The sequence below is a fragment of the Dongia soli genome, assembly GCF_034044715.1.
In the GTDB taxonomy this organism is placed as follows: domain Bacteria; phylum Pseudomonadota; class Alphaproteobacteria; order Dongiales; family Dongiaceae; genus Dongia_B; species Dongia_B soli.
Window position 1 is genome coordinate 814445 of sequence record NZ_JAXCLW010000002.1, and the last position, 17573, is coordinate 832017.

Annotated in this window: 19 protein-coding genes; 2 read left to right on the forward strand and 17 right to left on the reverse strand. The window is 59.5% G+C overall.

The features are described from left to right. Positions 1-3: 3 nt before the first annotated feature. From SMD27_RS10255 to SMD27_RS10320, 14 genes are all read right to left on the reverse strand, one after another. Positions 4-465, reverse strand: a complete 462-nt coding sequence (locus SMD27_RS10255; protein WP_320508270.1) for a 6,7-dimethyl-8-ribityllumazine synthase — start codon at positions 463-465, stop codon at positions 4-6. A 14-nt stretch (positions 466-479) separates the two neighbouring features. Further along, positions 480-1589, reverse strand: coding sequence for a 3,4-dihydroxy-2-butanone-4-phosphate synthase (gene ribB / locus SMD27_RS10260; protein WP_320508663.1), 1110 nt, complete (start codon positions 1587-1589; stop codon positions 480-482). A gap of 14 nt (positions 1590-1603) precedes the next feature. Then, positions 1604-2197 carry a riboflavin synthase gene (locus SMD27_RS10265; RefSeq protein WP_320508271.1) on the reverse strand — a complete coding sequence of 198 codons (594 nt, stop codon included), beginning with the start codon at positions 2195-2197 and terminating at the stop codon, positions 1604-1606. Between the two features lie 76 nt (positions 2198-2273). After that, positions 2274-3374: a bifunctional diaminohydroxyphosphoribosylaminopyrimidine deaminase/5-amino-6-(5-phosphoribosylamino)uracil reductase RibD gene (gene ribD / locus SMD27_RS10270; protein ID WP_452094325.1), complete on the reverse strand. Its 1101-nt coding sequence runs from the start codon at positions 3372-3374 to the stop codon at positions 2274-2276. After that, positions 3361-3822 carry a transcriptional regulator NrdR gene (gene nrdR, locus SMD27_RS10275; RefSeq protein WP_320508272.1) on the reverse strand — a complete coding sequence of 154 codons (462 nt, stop codon included), beginning with the start codon at positions 3820-3822 and terminating at the stop codon, positions 3361-3363. Before nrdR ends, ribD begins: the two co-directional genes overlap by 14 nt. 35 nt (positions 3823-3857) lie before the next feature. Then, positions 3858-5150: a serine hydroxymethyltransferase gene (glyA, locus tag SMD27_RS10280; RefSeq protein ID WP_452094326.1), complete on the reverse strand. Its 1293-nt coding sequence runs from the start codon at positions 5148-5150 to the stop codon at positions 3858-3860. 54 nt (positions 5151-5204) lie between these two features. Then, positions 5205-5645, reverse strand: a complete 441-nt coding sequence (gene rpiB, locus SMD27_RS10285) for a ribose 5-phosphate isomerase B (RefSeq protein WP_320508273.1) — start codon at positions 5643-5645, stop codon at positions 5205-5207. Between the two features lie 144 nt (positions 5646-5789). Next, complete coding sequence (locus tag SMD27_RS10290) at positions 5790-6926, reverse strand: branched-chain amino acid ABC transporter substrate-binding protein (RefSeq protein WP_320508274.1); 1137 nt, start codon at positions 6924-6926, stop codon at positions 5790-5792. A 159-nt stretch (positions 6927-7085) separates the two neighbouring features. Then, positions 7086-7430: a DUF6867 family protein gene (locus SMD27_RS10295; RefSeq protein ID WP_320508275.1), complete on the reverse strand. Its 345-nt coding sequence runs from the start codon at positions 7428-7430 to the stop codon at positions 7086-7088. Between the two features lie 15 nt (positions 7431-7445). After that, complete coding sequence (locus tag SMD27_RS10300) at positions 7446-8153, reverse strand: ABC transporter ATP-binding protein (protein WP_320508276.1); 708 nt, start codon at positions 8151-8153, stop codon at positions 7446-7448. A 13-nt stretch (positions 8154-8166) separates the two neighbouring features. Next, positions 8167-9000 carry an ABC transporter ATP-binding protein gene (locus tag SMD27_RS10305; protein ID WP_320508277.1) on the reverse strand — a complete coding sequence of 278 codons (834 nt, stop codon included), beginning with the start codon at positions 8998-9000 and terminating at the stop codon, positions 8167-8169. Then, complete coding sequence (gene livM, locus SMD27_RS10310; protein WP_320508278.1) at positions 8997-10547, reverse strand: high-affinity branched-chain amino acid ABC transporter permease LivM; 1551 nt, start codon at positions 10545-10547, stop codon at positions 8997-8999. The genes SMD27_RS10305 and livM overlap by 4 nt, the downstream gene beginning before the upstream one ends. 2 nt (positions 10548-10549) lie before the next feature. Continuing rightward, positions 10550-11467, reverse strand: a complete 918-nt coding sequence (locus SMD27_RS10315; RefSeq protein WP_320508279.1) for an ABC transporter permease subunit — start codon at positions 11465-11467, stop codon at positions 10550-10552. A 317-nt stretch (positions 11468-11784) separates the two neighbouring features. Further along, positions 11785-12006: a DUF6898 family protein gene (locus SMD27_RS10320; RefSeq protein ID WP_320508280.1), complete on the reverse strand. Its 222-nt coding sequence runs from the start codon at positions 12004-12006 to the stop codon at positions 11785-11787. 132 nt (positions 12007-12138) lie between these two features. On the opposite strand from SMD27_RS10320, the gene SMD27_RS10325 reads away from it, so the two are divergent. After that, positions 12139-13329, forward strand: a complete 1191-nt coding sequence (locus SMD27_RS10325; protein ID WP_320508281.1) for an acyl-CoA dehydrogenase — start codon at positions 12139-12141, stop codon at positions 13327-13329. Between the two features lie 44 nt (positions 13330-13373). Here SMD27_RS10325 and SMD27_RS10330 read toward each other — a convergent pair whose 3' ends face one another. Genes SMD27_RS10330 through SMD27_RS10340 form a run of 3 tightly spaced genes read right to left on the reverse strand, consistent with a single transcriptional unit; the run spans position 13374 to position 15747 of the window. Then, positions 13374-14078, reverse strand: a complete 705-nt coding sequence (locus SMD27_RS10330; protein WP_320508282.1) for an acylneuraminate cytidylyltransferase family protein — start codon at positions 14076-14078, stop codon at positions 13374-13376. Further along, positions 14072-14833: an SDR family oxidoreductase gene (locus SMD27_RS10335; RefSeq protein ID WP_320508666.1), complete on the reverse strand. Its 762-nt coding sequence runs from the start codon at positions 14831-14833 to the stop codon at positions 14072-14074. The genes SMD27_RS10330 and SMD27_RS10335 overlap by 7 nt, the downstream gene beginning before the upstream one ends. 2 nt (positions 14834-14835) lie before the next feature. Next, a complete protein-coding gene (locus SMD27_RS10340) occupies positions 14836-15747 on the reverse strand; it encodes a Gfo/Idh/MocA family oxidoreductase (protein ID WP_320508283.1) in 912 nt (303 codons plus the stop codon). Between the two features lie 180 nt (positions 15748-15927). On the opposite strand from SMD27_RS10340, the gene SMD27_RS10345 reads away from it, so the two are divergent. Beyond that, entirely contained in the window at positions 15928-17568 is a 1641-nt protein-coding gene (locus SMD27_RS10345) for an aldo/keto reductase (protein ID WP_320508284.1), read from the forward strand. The last annotated feature ends 5 nt before the right edge of the window (positions 17569-17573 follow it).

A 17573-nucleotide genomic window follows, 5' to 3' on the forward strand; every position in this document is an offset into this window, starting at 1 on the left:
ATCTCAACCCACCAGACCGAAATGCCGCTGCAGTGCAATCATATCGAGACATGCCTGTGCCGCGCCACCGCCTTTATCCTTATCCGTCACGCGGGCGCGCGCCCAGGCCTGATCATCGTTCTCCACCGTCAGGATACCATTACCGATCGCCAGATAGTGCTGCAAAGACAGGTCCATCAAGCCTCGTGCACTTTCGTTGCAGACCGTCTCGTAATGCGTGGTTTCGCCTCGGATCACGCAACCCAAAGCGACAAAACCGTCATAGCTGCGTGCCAGTTTGCCTTCGGATTGCGCCTTCACCGCGAAGCGGATTGCCGCCGGAATTTCCAGCGCGCCGGGAACCGTGATGCGATCGAAAGTCGCACCGGCTTTTTTCAGCGTCTTCTCGGCGCCCTCGATCAGCGCATCGAGAATGTCTTCGTAAAAGCGCGCTTCGACGATCAGAACATGCGGCTTGTCGTTCATGGTCGGTCCTTATCCTATGCCTGATCGAGCGGAACGGGATGCTCACCGACCACTGTGAGTTCATAACCGTCCAGGCCGATAATGGTTTTCTTGCGATTGCTGAGCAAGGTCATCTTGTGAATGCCAAGATCCAGCAGGATCTGTGCGCCAATACCATAATCGCGCAATTCCGCGCGGCCGGAACCGCTATTGGTCGCTGCATCATGCCGGGCGCGCACTGCATCGGAGAGACTGGTCGGCAGTGGTTCCCGGATCAGTACGGCGACACCACGTCCCTTCTCCGCAATGATGCGCATGGCGGTGGCCAATTCACCGGCGCGGCCGCTATCGGCATCGCCGAGCACGTCATCGAGAACGCTCATCGCATGCATGCGGACCAGGACCGGCTCGTCACCGCCGAGATCGCCTTTGACCAAAGCGACATGTTCGGAATGCGCGATTTTGTTGGTGTAGACATACATCTTGAACTCGCCGCCATGGCGGCTGTTGAAGGTCGTTTCCAACGTCCGTTCGATGATGCGATCATGCCGGCGGCGATAGGCAATGAGATCGCGGATCGTGCCGATCTTGAGCCCATGCAGCTGCGCGAATTGCATCAAGTCGTCGCGCCGCGCCATGGTGCCATCGTCATTCATGACTTCGCAAATGACACCGGCGGGAATGAGGCCGGCCAGACGCGCAATATCGACGGCGGCTTCGGTATGGCCGGTGCGTACCAGCACGCCACCATCACGCGCCATCAGCGGAAAGATATGGCCTGGCGAGATGATGTCATGCGGACCCTTCGCAGGATCAATGGCGACCGCCACTGTACGAGCGCGATCGAAAGCCGAAATGCCGGTCGAGATCCCTTCCCGCGCCTCGATCGATACGGTGAAGGCGGTCTGGTGGCGTGTGCCGTTGCGCTGCGCCATGAGCGGCAGACCAAGCTGTTCGACCCGCGACCGGTCCATCGCTAGGCAGATCAGGCCCCGGCCATGCTTGGCCATGAAGTTGATCGCTTCGGCGCTGGCCATCTGCGCCGGGATGACGAGGTCGCCTTCATTCTCCCGGTCCTCGTCATCGACCAGAATAAACATGCGCCCGGCCTTGGCATCCGCAATGATTTCGGATGTCGGCGACATGACCTCTTCGAAACTCACAACGCCTCCTTGCCGAGAAGGCGGGCAACGTATCGCGCGATGAGGTCGATTTCCAGGTTGACCCGGATGCCGGATTTGGCGACGCCGAGATTGGTGGCGGTCTGGGTGATCGGGATGATATTCACACCGAAGACCGGGCCGTTTACCTCATTCACCGTCAGCGAAACGCCGTCGACCGTGATCGAGCCCTTGGCAGCGATGGAGCGCGCCAGATTGGCCGGTGCTTCGATATCGATGCGGGTGCTGCCGCCATCCTGGCGAATATCGGTGATCCGGCCGACGCCATCGACATGGCCGCTGACCATATGGCCGCCGAGTTCGTCGCCCAGTTTGAGCGCCCGCTCCAAATTGACGGGGGTGCCGGCCTTCCAGTCGCCCAAGGTCGTCTTGTCGATGGTCTCGTTGCTGGCCTCGAAAGCCACCCAGCCGGGGGCTTTTTCCACCACGCTGAGGCAGATGCCGTTGCAGGCGATGGAGGCGCCAAGATCGATGCCGGCGGTGTCGAAGGCGGTGCCGATCTTCAATCGGGTGACGGCACCCGGGGTGATCTCCAGCACCTTGCCGAGATCAGTGATGATTCCAGTGAACATGCCAAAAAACTCGAACGCTAGCAGATGTGAACCGCACGGCTGCGAACCGGGCGAATATGAACCAGTTGAGCCTGTCTTACGACAAACGGTCGTAGGTTTCCAGACACTCGCCTTGGATGATTTGCGCAGCCCGGAGGTCGAAACGGCGCATAGCTGCGAGCTGGTCGAGGCCCAACTCGCCGATGGCGGCCAAAGCATCGCCGCCGAGGATGCCTGGCGCGCGCATCCAGATGAGCCTGTCGATGGCGTCCGCTGCCAGGAAAGCTGATGCCACTTGGGCGCCGCCCTCGATCAGCAGCCGGGTCAATCCCCGCCCGCCCAAAGCCGCGAGGATTTCTTGCGGCCCGGCCTGACCAGGAAGCTCGATCACCTCGACGCCGGCAGAGCGAAAGGCCGCGAGTTGCCCGTCGCCATGAGCCGAGCCGGTCACCAGCCAAGTCGGCGTCTGGTGGGCAGTCTGGACCAGGATGCTGTCCAGGGATAGGCGCAGGCGGCGGTCCAACACGACCCGGACGGGCGATCTGTGAGCCAGTCCGGGCAGGCGGCAGGTGAGCGTCGGGTTGTCGGCCAGGGCTGAGCCCGACCCAACCAGGATGGCGTCGTAGCTGGCCCGCAACAGATGGCCGCGCTGCCGAGATGCCGTTCCGGTGATCCATTGGCTTTCGCCTGACCGCGTGGCGATGCGGCCATCCAACGTAGTGGCCAGTTTCAGCGCGGCCAGTGGCTGGCCCTGGCGGATGCGTTTCAGAAATCCGGCATTCAGCCGGTCTGCCTCAGCCTGAAGGACCCCCTCGGTGACGTCGATGCCAGCTTCCCGCAATAGCGCGAGGCCGCGCCCCGAGACGCGTGGATCAGGATCGCCCAAGGCGACGACACAGCGCTTGATGCCTGCGGCAATCAGGGCCTCAGCGCAAGGCGGTGTCTTGCCGTAATGCGAACAAGGTTCCAGGGTGACATAGGCGGTGCCGCCGCGCGCTGCCATACCGGCCTGGCGCAGGGCCTCGGTTTCGGCATGCGGGCGCCCGCCCGGCTGGGTATGCCCCCGGCCGACGACATGACCTGTCGGATCGGTAATGACACAGCCGACCGCTGGATTGGGCCAGACACGTCCCAGGCCACGAGCCGCCAGACTGAGGGCGGCGCGCATATGGCCCAGGTCGGTTTCAGTCGTGGTCACCGCCGCCAATTTTGCCGACGAAGGTTTCGAAATCCTTGGCCTCGCGGAAATTACGATAGACCGAGGCGAAACGGACATAGGCGACCTTATCCAGGCTCGCCAAGGCATCCATCACCGCCTCGCCGATCATGCCGGTGGGAATTTCAGTTTCGCCCGAGCTTTCCAGCCGGCGCACTATGCCGTTCACCACCCGCTCCAGCCTTTCGGCATCGACCGGGCGTTTGCGCAGGCTGATTTGCATGGAGCGCAGCAGTTTTTCGCGGTCGAAGGGCTCGCGCTGCCCATTGGTCTTCACCACGATCAGCTCGCGCAGCTGCACGCGCTCGAAGGTGGTGAAACGGGCACCGCAATTGGTGCATTGCCGCCGTCTGCGGATCGCCGAATTATCGTCGGTCGGTCTGGAATCCTTGACCTGCGTATCTTCGTTTCCGCAGAACGGACAGCGCATGCATTACCCCCTCTTACACTGCGCCCGCAGTGCGATTACCGGTAAACCGGGAACCGCTTGCAGAGCGCACGAACCTCTTCACGCACGGCCTTTTCGACCGCGCTGTTGTCGCTTGGATTGGCCACCAGACCGTCGAGCACCCGAACGATCATCTGGCCGACCTGCTTGAACTCCGCCGGACCGAAGCCGCGCGACGTGGCCGCCGGCGTGCCGAGACGGATGCCGGAGGTGATGGCCGGCTTTTCCGGATCGTACGGGATGCCGTTCTTGTTGCAGGTGATACCCGCTTCCTCGAGGCTGTGTTCCGACGCCTTGCCGGTCAGCTTCTTCGGCCGGAGATCAACCAGCATCAGATGGTTGTCGGTACCGCCGGTGGTGATGGCGAGACCGCCTTCGACCAGCGTCTGCGCGAGAACCTTGGCGTTCTCGACCACGGTCGCGATGTAGTCCTTGAATTCCGGCTTCAGCGCTTCGCCGAAAGCCACCGCCTTGCCAGCGATGACATGCATCAGCGGGCCGCCTTGCAGGCCAGGGAAGACGGCGGAGTTGAACTTCTTGCCCAAATCCTCGTCATTGGTAAGGAGCATGCCGCCGCGCGGGCCGCGCAGGGTTTTGTGCGTCGTCGTGGTCACGACATGCGCGTATGGCAACGGGCTCGGATGCGCACCGGTCGCGACAAGACCGGCGAAATGGGCCATGTCGACCATGAAATAGGCGCCGATCGAATCCGCGATCTTGCGGAAGCGCTCGAAGTCCCAGATGCGGGGATAGGCGGAACCGCCGGCCAGGATCAGCTTGGGCTTGTGTTCCTTGGCCAGCTTCTCGACCTCATCCATGTCAATTCGCTGGGTATCCTCGCGCACCGTATAGGGCGCGACCTTGAACCACTTGCCCGACTGGTTGACCGGCGAACCATGGGTCAGGTGACCGCCAGCGGCCAGATTGAGGCCCATGAACGTGTCGCCCGGCTGCAGCAGCGCGAAGAAAGCCGCCTGGTTGGCCTGGGCGCCGGAATGCGGCTGCACATTGGCATAGGCGCAGTTGAACAGCTTCTTGGCGCGGTCGATCGCCAATTGCTCGGCGATATCGACGAATTCGCAGCCACCGTAATAGCGCTTGCCGGGATAGCCTTCGGCATATTTGTTGGTGAGGACAGAACCTTGAGCCTCCAGCACAGCCTTCGAGACGATGTTCTCCGAGGCGATCAGCTCAATCTGATCCTGCTGCCGGAACAGTTCTTTGCCGATCGCGGCATTCAGCTCGGGATCGCGCTCAGCCAAAGAACCGGTAAAAAAGCCGGGCATGGGGGTATAGGAAGAATTGGCCATGTTGTGACGTCCTTGTCGCGTTCTAACCTGTTGGGCCTGCGCCTTTTTTGGGGATTAGCCCAATTTGGCGACGCGATTTTGGTGCCGACCTCCCTCAAAATCTGTCGTCAAAAACACCTTCAGACAATCCTTAGCGACATCCACTCCGATAAGCCGCTCGCCCAGGCAAAGTACATTGGCATCGTTATGCAGACGGCACAGCCGCGCACCGAGAGCGTCATGCACCAGAGCAGCGCGGATATGCTTGTGCCGGTTTGCCGCGATCGAAATCCCAATGCCTGAACCGCAGATCAGCACGCCGCGTTGCGCCCGTCCCTCGCCCAAAGCCGCTGCCAGCGCATTGGCGAAATCCGGATAATCGACCGGCGCATTGCTGGCGGGGCCGAGATCGAGCACTGCGCAGCCGAGGCTCTCAAGCTCCGGCTTCAACACCTCCTTGAGGGTGAAACCGCCGTGATCGCTGGCGATGGCAATGGCTTCCGAACGGTCTGGCATGGTCCTTTAACGAAATCCGGCAATAGATTGATAAGAACGGCCGCTACCATATCTCCCCCGCACCCTCGCCGCCAACCACAATCTATCGAAAAAAGAAGCCCGGGATTGCTCCCGGGCTTCGGCCATTCCCGATGGGAAACTGGCTTACATCGTTGGTTCCTGGGCTGCCTTGCCATTGTGATAGACATACCAGGCATAGTTGACCTTGGTCAGGTCACCCTTCTCGTCCCAGGACAGCTCGCCGATCACGGTCGGAATCGGACCGCTGCGCAGCGCGGCGGCCACCTTCTCGCCATCGGTGGTGCCGGCCTTGGTGGCGGCCGCCGCCCAGGCCTGAACCGCCGCATAGCTGTTCAGGGTGTAACCTTCCGGCTCGTAGTTCGCCGCGCGGAATTCGGCGACGGCGTCCTTGGCAGACGCCAGATTGACCGCCGAGGCGCCATCGCTGTAGCGCAGGCCTTCGCCCGCCGGGCCGGAGATCGACCAGAATTCCTGGGTGTTGAGGGCGTCGGCCGAGATGAAGTCAGCCTTGAAACCCTGTTCCCGGGCCTGGCGGACCATGAGGCCCACGTCATTGTGATAACCGCCGATATAGACGGCATCGATCTTGGCTTCCTTCATCTTGGAGATGAGGGCCGAGAAATCCTTTTCCTTCTGCGTGTAGGTTTCACGCAGGGCAGTCTTGTGACCGGAGCTTTCCATGTTCTTTTGGGTTTCGTTGGCGAGACCCTGCCCATAAGCCGACTTGTCGTCGAGGATGGCGACATTCTTGCCGGTATAGGTCTTGGCCAGCCAGGGGCCAGCGAACTTGCCCTGGGCATCGTCACGGCCGCAGGTGCGGAAAATCGTGGTCACACCCTTCTTCGCCGGGGCTTCCGTGAAGTCCGGATTGGTCGAAGCCGGCGTGATCTGAACGATGCCTTCCTCCGCATAGACATCCGAGGCGGGGATAGACGAACCCGAGCAGAAATGGCCAGCCACGAAGACCGCGCCCTTCTTCACGAGATCATTGGCCACCTGGACGGCCTGCTTCGGATCGCATTGATCGTCGCCGATTTCCAGCTTCAACTGCTTGCCGAGCACCCCACCCTTGGCATTGATGTCCTTCACCGCCATCTCAGAGCCGCGGCGCAACTGTTCGCCGAAAGCTGCAAGGTCACCCGTCATCGGACCAGCAACGGCGATGGTGATGTCATCCGCCTTGGCCGAAGGGCCAAAGGCAAACGCCCCTACGGCAAGAGCCGCAGCGAGCGCCGTCGTGGTTGCGAATTTTTTCAACATGTCTCCCTCACGTCAAACTGGGTTGACACTTGACCGCACGGTCAAGCTGACCAGCATCTTCTCGCTGATCTGCAACCGGGTCAACCGATACCGGCTGCGTTTTCCACCAGGACGACGCCGTTTTCGGGGCGCCGGCCGCTTTTCCTCCCGTTAACCAGCTCAACTGCCAGTGGTAGCCTTTTCCCGCCAGGATATCAGCCCGGATCGCTCATAAAGCCAGGGATACTGCCAGACCATTTTGCGCGCTTGGGTTATGCGATAGGCGAAGAGCGCGATGCCGACGATGACGACGGCATCGAGCACATATTGCTTCCAATCGCTCCAGGAGCCGCCAAACAGCGCACCGTCGAAAAATCGGTTGGCGGCCGCCAGCAGCAACCCGTAGGGCACATTCTGCCACATTGGGCGCCAGGTCTCGGCAATCGCCTGTCCCATCATGAAGGATGCGCCGCCGAACAGAATGACGGTCAGACCGATAAAAACGTAGATATTGAACTCAGCCATGATCGCGCCCGCCCATTAATGTCCCTCGAGATACGCGCTGCGCACCTCGGCATTGCTCAGCAGTTCCCGCCCGGTGCCGGACAGCGTGATCTTGCCGTTCACCATGACATAGCCGCGATGGGCCAGCTTCAGAGCGTGATTGGCATTCTGTTCGACCAGAAAAACCGTGACGCGCTGCTGCTGGTTGATCTCCCGAATGATCTGAAAGATCTGTTTGACGATCAGCGGCGCCAGACCCAAGGACGGCTCATCGAGTAGCAGGAGGCGTGGCCGGCTCATCAAGGCGCGAGCGATGGCCAGCATCTGCTGTTCGCCGCCGGAAAGTGTACCGCCCCTCTGCTGCTGCCGTTCGCGCAGCCGGGGAAATATCTGGAAGACCCGCTCCAGATCCTCATCGAAATGTTTCGGGTCGGTGGTGATGCCGCCCATCCGCAGATTTTCCAGCACGCTCATGCGCGGAAAAATTCGCCGGCCTTCGGGCGATTGCGCGATGCCGAGACGCATGATCTCGTAGGTCGGCTTGCGGGTGATGTCCTTGCCTTCGAAGACGATGCTGCCGTGACGCGCCTGGGGCGTGCCGCAGATGCTCATCAACAAGGTTGATTTGCCCGCCCCGTTGGCGCCGATCAACGTGACGATCTCACCCTCCTCGACATCGATGTCGACGCCTTTGAGAGCTTCGATATGGCCATAGAATGTCCGAACGCCGGAAATCTTGAGCATGGCGATCTGATCCCTATTCCTTTTCTTCTTCGCCGAGATAGGCGCGGATCACCGCCGGATCGGCTCGGATCTCGGCCGGCGTTCCGTCGGCGATCTTACGGCCGTAATCCAGGACGACGATGTGATCGCAGATTCCCATCACCACGCTCATATCATGTTCGATCAGCAGGATGCCGATACCGAACTCGTCGCGGATCGATCGCAGCAATGTATTGAGCTCAGCTGATTCACGCGGGTTGAGACCGGCCGCCGGCTCGTCGAGGCAGAGCAGGACCGGCTCCGTGCACATGGCGCGGGCGATCTCCAAACGCCGCTGGGCGCCATAAGGAAGGCTGCCGGCGGGTTCATCGGCGAGATGCGTGAGGCCGACCCGGTCCAGCCAATGCACGGCCAGATCCCGTGCTGCTTTTTCTGCCCGGTTGAAGCTCGGTAAGCCGAACAGGCCAAGGAAGGTATAGCCTGAAGCACGCATCAGCTTGTTGTGCTGCGCCACCATCAGGTTCTCCAGCACGGACATGCCGGTGAAAAGGCGGATATTCTGGAAAGTCCTCGCCACCCTTGCCTGCTGCCCGATCCTGAAGCCTTCCATTTGTTCGAGCAGCATCGTCGGGCGATCCGCGGCGGCAAGCGTCAGGCGGCCGACGGTCGGTTTGTAGAAACCGGTGATGCAGTTGAAGAGGGTTGTCTTACCGGCGCCGTTCGGCCCGATCACGCCGGTGATTCCCCGATGCGCGGCTGCGAAAGACACGTCATCGATGGCGACCAGGCCGCCGAAACGCATGGTCAGGTGTTCAACCGTGAGAAGCGGCGTGGCCGGATCAGTCATTTGCTGCAGGGCTGCGTTCATTTTACTGTCCCCGAAACCATCGCCTTCTTGTTCTTCGCATGCAGCAATATCGTCGGTTCACGATAAGACAGCAGCCCTTTGGGACGCCAAAGCATGATCAGCACCATGCTGGCGCCGAAAGCCAGCATGCGGTACAGCGCCAATTCGCGCAGCGCCTCCGGCAAGCCGATCAGCAGGATGGCCGCCAACGCGACGCCGACCTGGCTGCCCATCCCACCCAGCACGACGATCGCCAGAATGACGGCCGATTCAATGAAGGTGAAACTTTCCGGGCTCACGAAGCCCTGGCGCGTGGCGAAGAAGGATCCAGCGAAACCGGCAAACATCGCACCAAGGGCGAAGGCGGTCAGTTTCGTATTGGTCGGATTGATGCCTAAAGCCCGGCAGGCCGTTTCATCCTCGCGTAACGCCTCCCAGGCGCGGCCGATCGGCAGCTTGCGCAGCCGGATCGTGACGAAGTTGGTGATCAAGGCCAGGACGAGAATGACGTAATAAAGGAAATAGACCCGGTGTGCGCCGCTGAATTGCAGGCCAAAAAGATCGTGAAAAGCGGTCACGCCTTCGGGAACTTTGCGTTCGAAGGGAAAGCCGAAGAAGGTGATCTTGCCGATGCTGCCAATGCCATTCGGACCGCCGGTAAAGACCTGCCAATTGATCAGCACGATGCGGATCATCTCGCCGAAGCCCAGCGTCACGATGGCCAGATAATCACCACGTAGACGCAGCACCGGAAAACCCAAGGTGACGCCGAAGGCAGCAGCGAGGGCTCCGGCGATCGGCAGGCTTTCCCAGAAGCTGAGGCCGAGTTCCGTCGACAGCTTGGCGTAGGTATAGGCGCCGACCGCATAGAAGGCGACATAGCCAAGATCTAGCAGACCGGCCAGACCCACGACGATATTGAGCCCCCATCCCAGCATGACATAGGTCAGAACCAGAATGAGGCTGTCGACCAATTGCCGGTCGCCCCAAGGCGTCCAGGGCAGAACGATCGCGATGGCGACCAAAGCGGGACCAAGCACGCCGGACAATCTTTTCGCGAAATTGGCGCGACGTGCTTCGGCAGCCTCGCGCGCCGGCAGGGTCTGTCTGCCCTCCCCGGCTGTCCGGATCGATTTGATAGCCGTGCCGCAGACCAGCAGCGCACCGAGGCCGAAGATCACATTAACCATCGGTTCTTCAAAGGGCAGCGGCAGCGTCTTGTAGACGTCCAGCTCCATGACGCCGGTCGATCCAGCGCCGAAGAAATATAGGAAAGCCAATCCGCCGACAATCAGGGCCGGCCAGGATATCCCCTGCCGGTCGAGCGCCAGGAGGAACCGTCCGATCGGCACGATGGCCACGGCCCAAATGACATCGCTGAAGCGGGTAACGAAGGAAAGATACTGCCCTTGTATCGCTTGCGTCTGGAACCCCACCATCAGAATACCGAGCAGGAAGACCAGCACGGCTGTGAAAATGGTTTCCTTGATGGCGACGAGCAGTGGCGATGGTGCGTTGCTGGTGACAGCTTCGCCGGGCAGCCGTTTTTCCATAGTTGTATCAGTCATAATCACACCTTCTCCACTTCCGGCCGTCCAAGCAGACCGGTCGGACGGAAGATGAGAACCAGGACCAGGACACCGAAGGCGGCGACGTCTTTATACTCGGCGGAGAAATAAGCCGACCAGATGGCCTCGATGAGGCCGATCAGGATGCCGCCCAGCATAGCGCCCGGCAGCGAGCCGATGCCGCCAAGGACGGCGGCGGTGAAAGCCTTGATCCCGGCAACGAAACCCATGAAGAAATCATTCACGCCGTAATAGAGCGTCACCATCATACCGGCGACGGCGGCCAGGGCGGCACCCATGATGAACGTCTGCGAGATCGTCAGATCAACGTTGACACCCAGGAGCGACGCCATCTTGCGATCCTGTTCGCAAGCCCGCTGCGCCCGGCCGAGCGATGTTTTCGCGATGACATAGGCAAAGACGGCCATCAGGGCGACGGTGAGCAGGATGATGATGATCTGCAGATATCCCAACTGCACCACGAAACCGGTGTCGTTGCCGGTAAGTGCAAAGCCACCACGGATGACTGGCGCGACGGGTTTCGGCCGCGGGCCCTGGAGCAGTTGCACGTAATTCTGCAAAACGATTGACATGCCGATCGCGGAAATCAACGGCGCCAGGCGGGTCGATCCGCGTAACGGGCGATAGGCGATACGCTCCACTGTCCAGCCATAGGCGGCGGTGAGTACCAAAGCGACAATCAACATGAGCGCAAGCTGAAGCGGGACCCAACTGATGCCGAGGGCGCCGACGATCATCAAAGCGATCATGGCCTGAAAGGCGCCGACCATATAGATGTCGCCATGCGCAAAATTGATCATGCCGATGATGCCATAGACCATCGTATACCCGATCGCGATCAGCCCATAGATGGCGCCGAGCGTCAGCCCGTTGATCAATTGCTGTAGCAAATATTCCATTGGTCTCCAGACTCCCTCGTGCCGGCCCGGCGCCGAGCATCATTTACCGGCGCATTTGGACGCAAAAAATCTTCGCCGCTCGTCAAGCGAGCGATCGTCTTCCTGCGTCTGTGGCAGATCTTACACGTAATAAGCCCCCTGTTTGGCTGAACCGGTCTTCATGCCGGCCTCCGAACAGATTTTGTCATTTTATTGCGTGGACCGTAGCGCAAAGGCGGAAGAGTCGACAAGAGATTTTGCGCAGCCGAACCTGTAATTTCGTTTTCTACCAGTGATGCGAGCGTTTCCTGGACGGGATTCGAGTGCCGAAACCGAGATTACCATCCGCCACGGGAACTTGAGGGACCGCCTTTCCCGCCTGCCTTTTTCGCCAGAACATATTCCAGTTTACGGATCGCGGCCTGCGCAAGATGCTGGCGCGTCAAGGCCGGAGCTCCGATAATAGCCACCTCCGTTAAGGTTTTCGGGTCCATCGCGGTGACCTTGATACTGTTTCCAATTTGGTAAAATTCGATGATATAGCCATCCGGCTGCGTCATAGGGCTATGTCTCCGGGCCACTGCCAAGGTCGGAAATGGCATGATATATGCCAAGCGGCATTATTAGGTAACGAGCTGTGTTTACAGTGAATGAACGCAGCTACAGCACAATTCAAGGCAAAGGAAGAGATAATGAGTAGTTCCGCCAAGCCCGAATTTCAGTGGGAAGACGCCCTTCTGCTCGAAGATCAATTGAGCGAGGAAGAGCGCCTGGTGCGCGATACGGCGCGGAATTACTGCCAGGACAAGCTGATGCCGCGGGTCAAGGAAGCCAACCGGCATGAGCGGTTCGACCGCGAAATCATGAATGAACTGGGCGAATTGGGCCTGCTCGGCTCGACCATCGACGGCTATGGCTGCGCCGGCACCAATTATGTCGCCTATGGCCTGATCGCCCGTGAGGTCGAACGGGTCGATTCAGGCTACCGCTCCGCCATGTCGGTGCAGTCCAGCCTGGTCATGCATCCGATCCATGCCTACGGCACCGAAGAACAGCGCCAGAAATTCCTACCGCGTCTGGCCACCGGCGAGATCGTCGGCTGCTTCGGCCTGACCGAGCCCGATCATGGTTCCGATCCCGGCGGCATGAAGACCCGCGCGAAGAAGGTCGATGGCGGCTATATCCTCAAGGGCGCCAAGATGTGGATTACCAATTCGCCGATCGCCGATGTCGCGGTGGTCTGGGCGAAGACGGAAGACGATGTGATCCGCGGCTTCATCGTCGAGCGTGGCATGAAAGGTTTCTCCACCCCGAAGATCGAAGGCAAGTTCAGCCTGCGCGCCTCGATCACCGGCGAAATCGTGCTGGAAGATGTGTTCGTGCCGGATGAAAACTATCTGCCGAATGCCCGCGGGCTGGCCGGCCCGTTCGGCTGTCTCAACAATGCGCGTTACGGCATTTCCTGGGGCGCGCTCGGCGCCGCCGAATTCTGCTGGCATGCAGCGCGGCAATATACGCTCGATCGCAAGCAGTTCGGCCGCCCCCTCGCCGCCAATCAGCTCATCCAGAAGAAGCTTGCCGATATGCAGACCGAAATCACGCTCGGCCTCCAGGCCTGCCTGCGGCTGGGCCGGCTGAAGGATGAGGGCCGCGCTGCGCCGGAAGCGATCTCCATGCTGAAACGCAATTCCTGCGGCAAGGCGCTGGACATCGCCCGGACCGCCCGCGACATGCATGGCGGCAATGGCGTCTCCGACGAATATCACGTGATCCGCCATGTCATGAATTTGGAAGCGGTGAACACCTATGAAGGCACCCACGACATTCACGCCTTGATTCTGGGCCGTGCCCAGACCGGCTTGCAGGCCTTCACCGGGGCCTGAGAAAAGCACCTGGAGAATGAGGGCCGCCCGCAAGGCGGCCCTTTTCATTTGGCGAATGACGTTTGGGCGACAGCTCTCGCCAAGGTGAGATCGTCTTCCGTGTCGATATCGATCGCCGCCCGCCACGACAGTTCGAAGAAGCGATGGCCTGGGCCGTAAAAGGTGGCTGCCTTCTTCAGAGGTTCCGACCGAGCAATCCAGATTGCGCCCGTTGGGCAATACAACTTCGGCAGATCTTGGGAGCGGCTTTTGAAAGCTTCGGGGAATAGGGCCGAGGGATTGCCTTCGCTATCGAGTGTTACGGCCCAGAACGGATTGGCCAAACTGTATTGGAAGCAACTAAGCTGGAAATCGGCCTGGCGGGCGTCGAAGTGATTCTTGGCGGCCAGGATGTCTGACGCCGTGCGAAGCGGGCAGTTCGGCATCAGCTGCATGACGATGTCGTAGCTTGCTCTGCACCTCTCCGCGAGCTGGTCGAGCGCATCGAGCGTTGCCAGGGAAACTGGCGATATATCGTCGGCCGACGCCCGGCGCAGGAACGGAACCTGCGCCCCGTAGTGCCGGGATATATCGGCAATGTCCTCGTCATCCGTGCTGACTAGGACCATGTCAAAAATGTCAGATTGCAGCGCAGCTTCGATGGTCCAGGCTATGAGCGGCTTGCCACAGAAATCGACAATGTTTTTCCGGGGGATGCGTTTAGATCCGCCTCGTGCCGGAATGACGGCGATCATTCCTGACGCTACCATACGGACCATCCGCCATCGACGACGATATTCTGGCCGGTAATGCTCTCGGCGCTTTCTGACATCAGGAATAGGACACTGCCCATCACTTCATCGTCCCGCAGCATTCGGCCCGTCGGACATAAGACGCCATAGCGGGCCTGGAAACCTGCATCGACCCGCCCTTCCACGCCGCCATAGGAAACGGCGTTGACAGCGATTTGCCGCTTGGCAAGTCGCACGGCCATCTCCTTGGTCAAATGCAACAACGCGGCCTTAGCAACGCCGTAATGTATCGGCGCACGCTGCTCTTCCTTTTCGTAAAGGGCCTCATTCGTCGCAACAATCCCATAGATCGAACTGATATTGACAATCCGGCGCAGCTTGCCATTGGGCAGGTTTGCTAATCGCCAGCCGAGGTCATGGGCTGCGACAACCGCCAGGTTGAACTCGTTCAGCCACTGGTCTTGGGTCGGCGTGTCCCTGCCCTTTAATGCCAGATTGGCTTGATCGCGCGCATTGTTGATCACGCCGTGGATTTCGGCCGCCTTATCGCCAAGACTCTGGACGAGTTTGCTAGCTGCGTCCGGCACACAGAGATCGACGCCGATTGGGTGCAAACGATCGCCCGCCTTTAGCGGCTCAAAATGCCGTAGGACCTCGTCTGCCGAGTTGCGCGATCGGGTGGTAAAGATGACCCGGTCACCATTTTCAAGAAAACCTTCGATCAATTTGCGGCCGATCTTGCCGCTGCCGCCGGTGAGGAGGATCGTGCGCATCGTCACTGCCGTACTGCCTTATCCATTTCTTGTGAACCGCATTCGATCAATTCGGTGACCAATGACTGGCGCTTCAAATCGAACATGCGCTGCCGGTTCTGAACGCCCGTGCAGAAACGCTGCAAGCTGGTCTTAAAAGCATTGAAGCTATCGGCAAATACACGCTGCTCATGACCGTCGGTACCGAAGATATCGAAGGTTATTTTCGCCGGCAAAGAACCAGTCACCGTGAAGGTTGCGGATTTTCCGTTTTCCCATCGTGCCACCAGGATGACCGCTTCGCCGCTTCTCATTACTTCCGTCTGGACGGGTGAGGAATTGAGATCGAGATAAGCGAGCACCGGTTCGATGATGTGCACCGCGTACGTGTTCCAGTATTTCGGTGTGACCGCGTGAACGTGACGAATCTCACCCAGTTGCTCCTGCGTCGCTGAATCCAGCATGAGTTCCACCGCATGGGTAAGCGGGGTTCCAGTATAGATCTGACCGGGGAAGCGCTCCTCAGCGAAAATCCGCCGTTCCGTTTGTCGATCGAGAGCGAGAGGCTTGTCTATATAAACCGGCATGCCGGCGCGCAGGAAGGGCACCGCCATTTCTTCGTGGTGTTCGGCATCATCCCGGGCGAGCAGGACGCCATCTACCTTGCCGATTAAGTCCGAAAAGTTGTCCACGACATGGGCGATCCGGCTGGCTTGGGCAATATGCCGCGAATTCTCCGGATCCTGAGTCCAGATATGGGTTACCTGCCCATTCGCTAGGCGATCCTCCGGGAATCTTTGTTTTGCGAGATATGCTGGAATGACTGGGTACGGGCATTCGGCCATGGCGTCCGGTTCGTATCCATTGAAGATCGCCGACCAGGAGTAAGGGTGACCATTGCCGGGGCTGGAGCCAATGATACCGAGTTTCAACATATGCGAACTCGCAGATCTTTTGCGTGGTAACTCAGTCAAGACAGATGTTTATCCACTATATCTACAAGCTTTGTTAAACTAAAGTATGCCTTGGTGTCTCCGAGAGAGAGAGTAATGGGAGGCGTAAGACCGCCATAACGCGACTTTCTCGGGTCTGGCATAAGGGGCGATACCTGGATTATGCGAATTATTATCCAAGCAAGAACGTCTTCCGGTAGGCTTCCCGGCAAGTCGATGCTGCCGATACAGGGCAGTCCCATTGTGGCGCTCGCGGCTCATCGAGCGGCCCGGAATGGCGCAGATGTAGTCGTTGCTACCTCGAGCGACCCGACCGACGACGCGCTCGCGAATTTCATTTATTCATTGGGTCTGCATGTTATTCGCGGTCCCCTCGATAACGTTTTTGCTCGGTTCCTGGAGGCGACCGCAGATCTGGACGATAGCGCGATTGTGGTCAGGTTTACGGCCAACAATGTCATTCCGGATGCGGACTTCGCACATTTGCTGGCAGCTAGGCTGCATGAGGATCCGGAGTTGGAAATCTTCGGCACCCGGTGGCCGGAAAGTGGCCTCCCTTATGGCATCTTCGGCGAAGCCTTTCGCGTAAGTGCCCTGCGTAAGGCAGCCAAGGCGCAACTGACGACCTACGAGACGACGCATGTCACGCCTTGGCTCTGGCGTCATTGCAAATCCGCCCTGTATCAGCATCCGCATGTCGACCGTGCCCTGATGCAAACCCGGTGTGCGATCGACAATTTCGGCGATTACCAGCGAATCCAGGAACTGTTCACGAAGACCGATGCCGTGCAGATCAGTTGGCTGCAATTGCTGGATCGGGTGAAGCTGAACCACGACGTCACGCCGGTTATCGTGACGCGCCGGTCAATCGGCGGGAATGCAAAGCCCAATTTCGTTCTTGGTACCGCCCAACTTGGCATGGCTTACGGAACGCTGCGCCGAACGACGATGCCGGAGCAGGACGAAGCGATCACCTTGGTGCGGGAAGCAATACGGAAGGGCATTGTCTACATCGATACGGCCCGGGCTTATGAATTAAGCGAGGACCGTATCGGGAATGCTCTGGCGGGTGAATGGTCGGAATGTGCCATCATCATCACAAAACTCGACCCCTTGTCATTCGTTCCTGCAGATGCGCCCGAATGGGCGGTTCGTGCGGCCGTTCAGGCCAGCATATACGCCTCGTGCCGGTCACTTCGGATAAAAGCCCTTCCGGTCGTGCTGTTGCACCGGGCATCGCATCGTTCCGCGTGGCGGGACGGCGCCTGGCGCGCCTTGCTTGATCTGCGAAACCAGGGCGTCATCGGGAAATTGGGAGCTTCCGTTCAAAACCCTGGCGAGCTGCTGACGCTCATCCGTGATCCGGACGTCGAATATGTCCAGATCCCCTTCAACATTCTGGATTACCGATGGCATCAAGCGAACATACCGGCCATCTTGTCCGATCGATCGGACATCATTGTGCATGCGCGCAGTTGCTTTCTGCAAGGAACGCTGCTGCAAACGGATGCTGACCACTGGCCGTGCGCGCGCGATTTTGGCCCCAGGGAAAGTATCACTTGGTTGGCGCAAACCGCGAAATCGCTGGGACAGCAATGCGTCGCGGATCTTTGCATGGCTTTTGTCAGAAGCCAGCCCTGGATCGACGGCCTGGTAGTCGGTTTGGAGAGCGCATCCCAGCTTCAGGACAATCTGCAATTCTTTGGCAAGCCTGAGCTGACGGCCGAGCAATTGCAGCAGATTATCCAGGACCGTCCGATGATTCCGGAATGGGTGCTGGATCCGGCACAGTGGCGCGATTAGGCGCT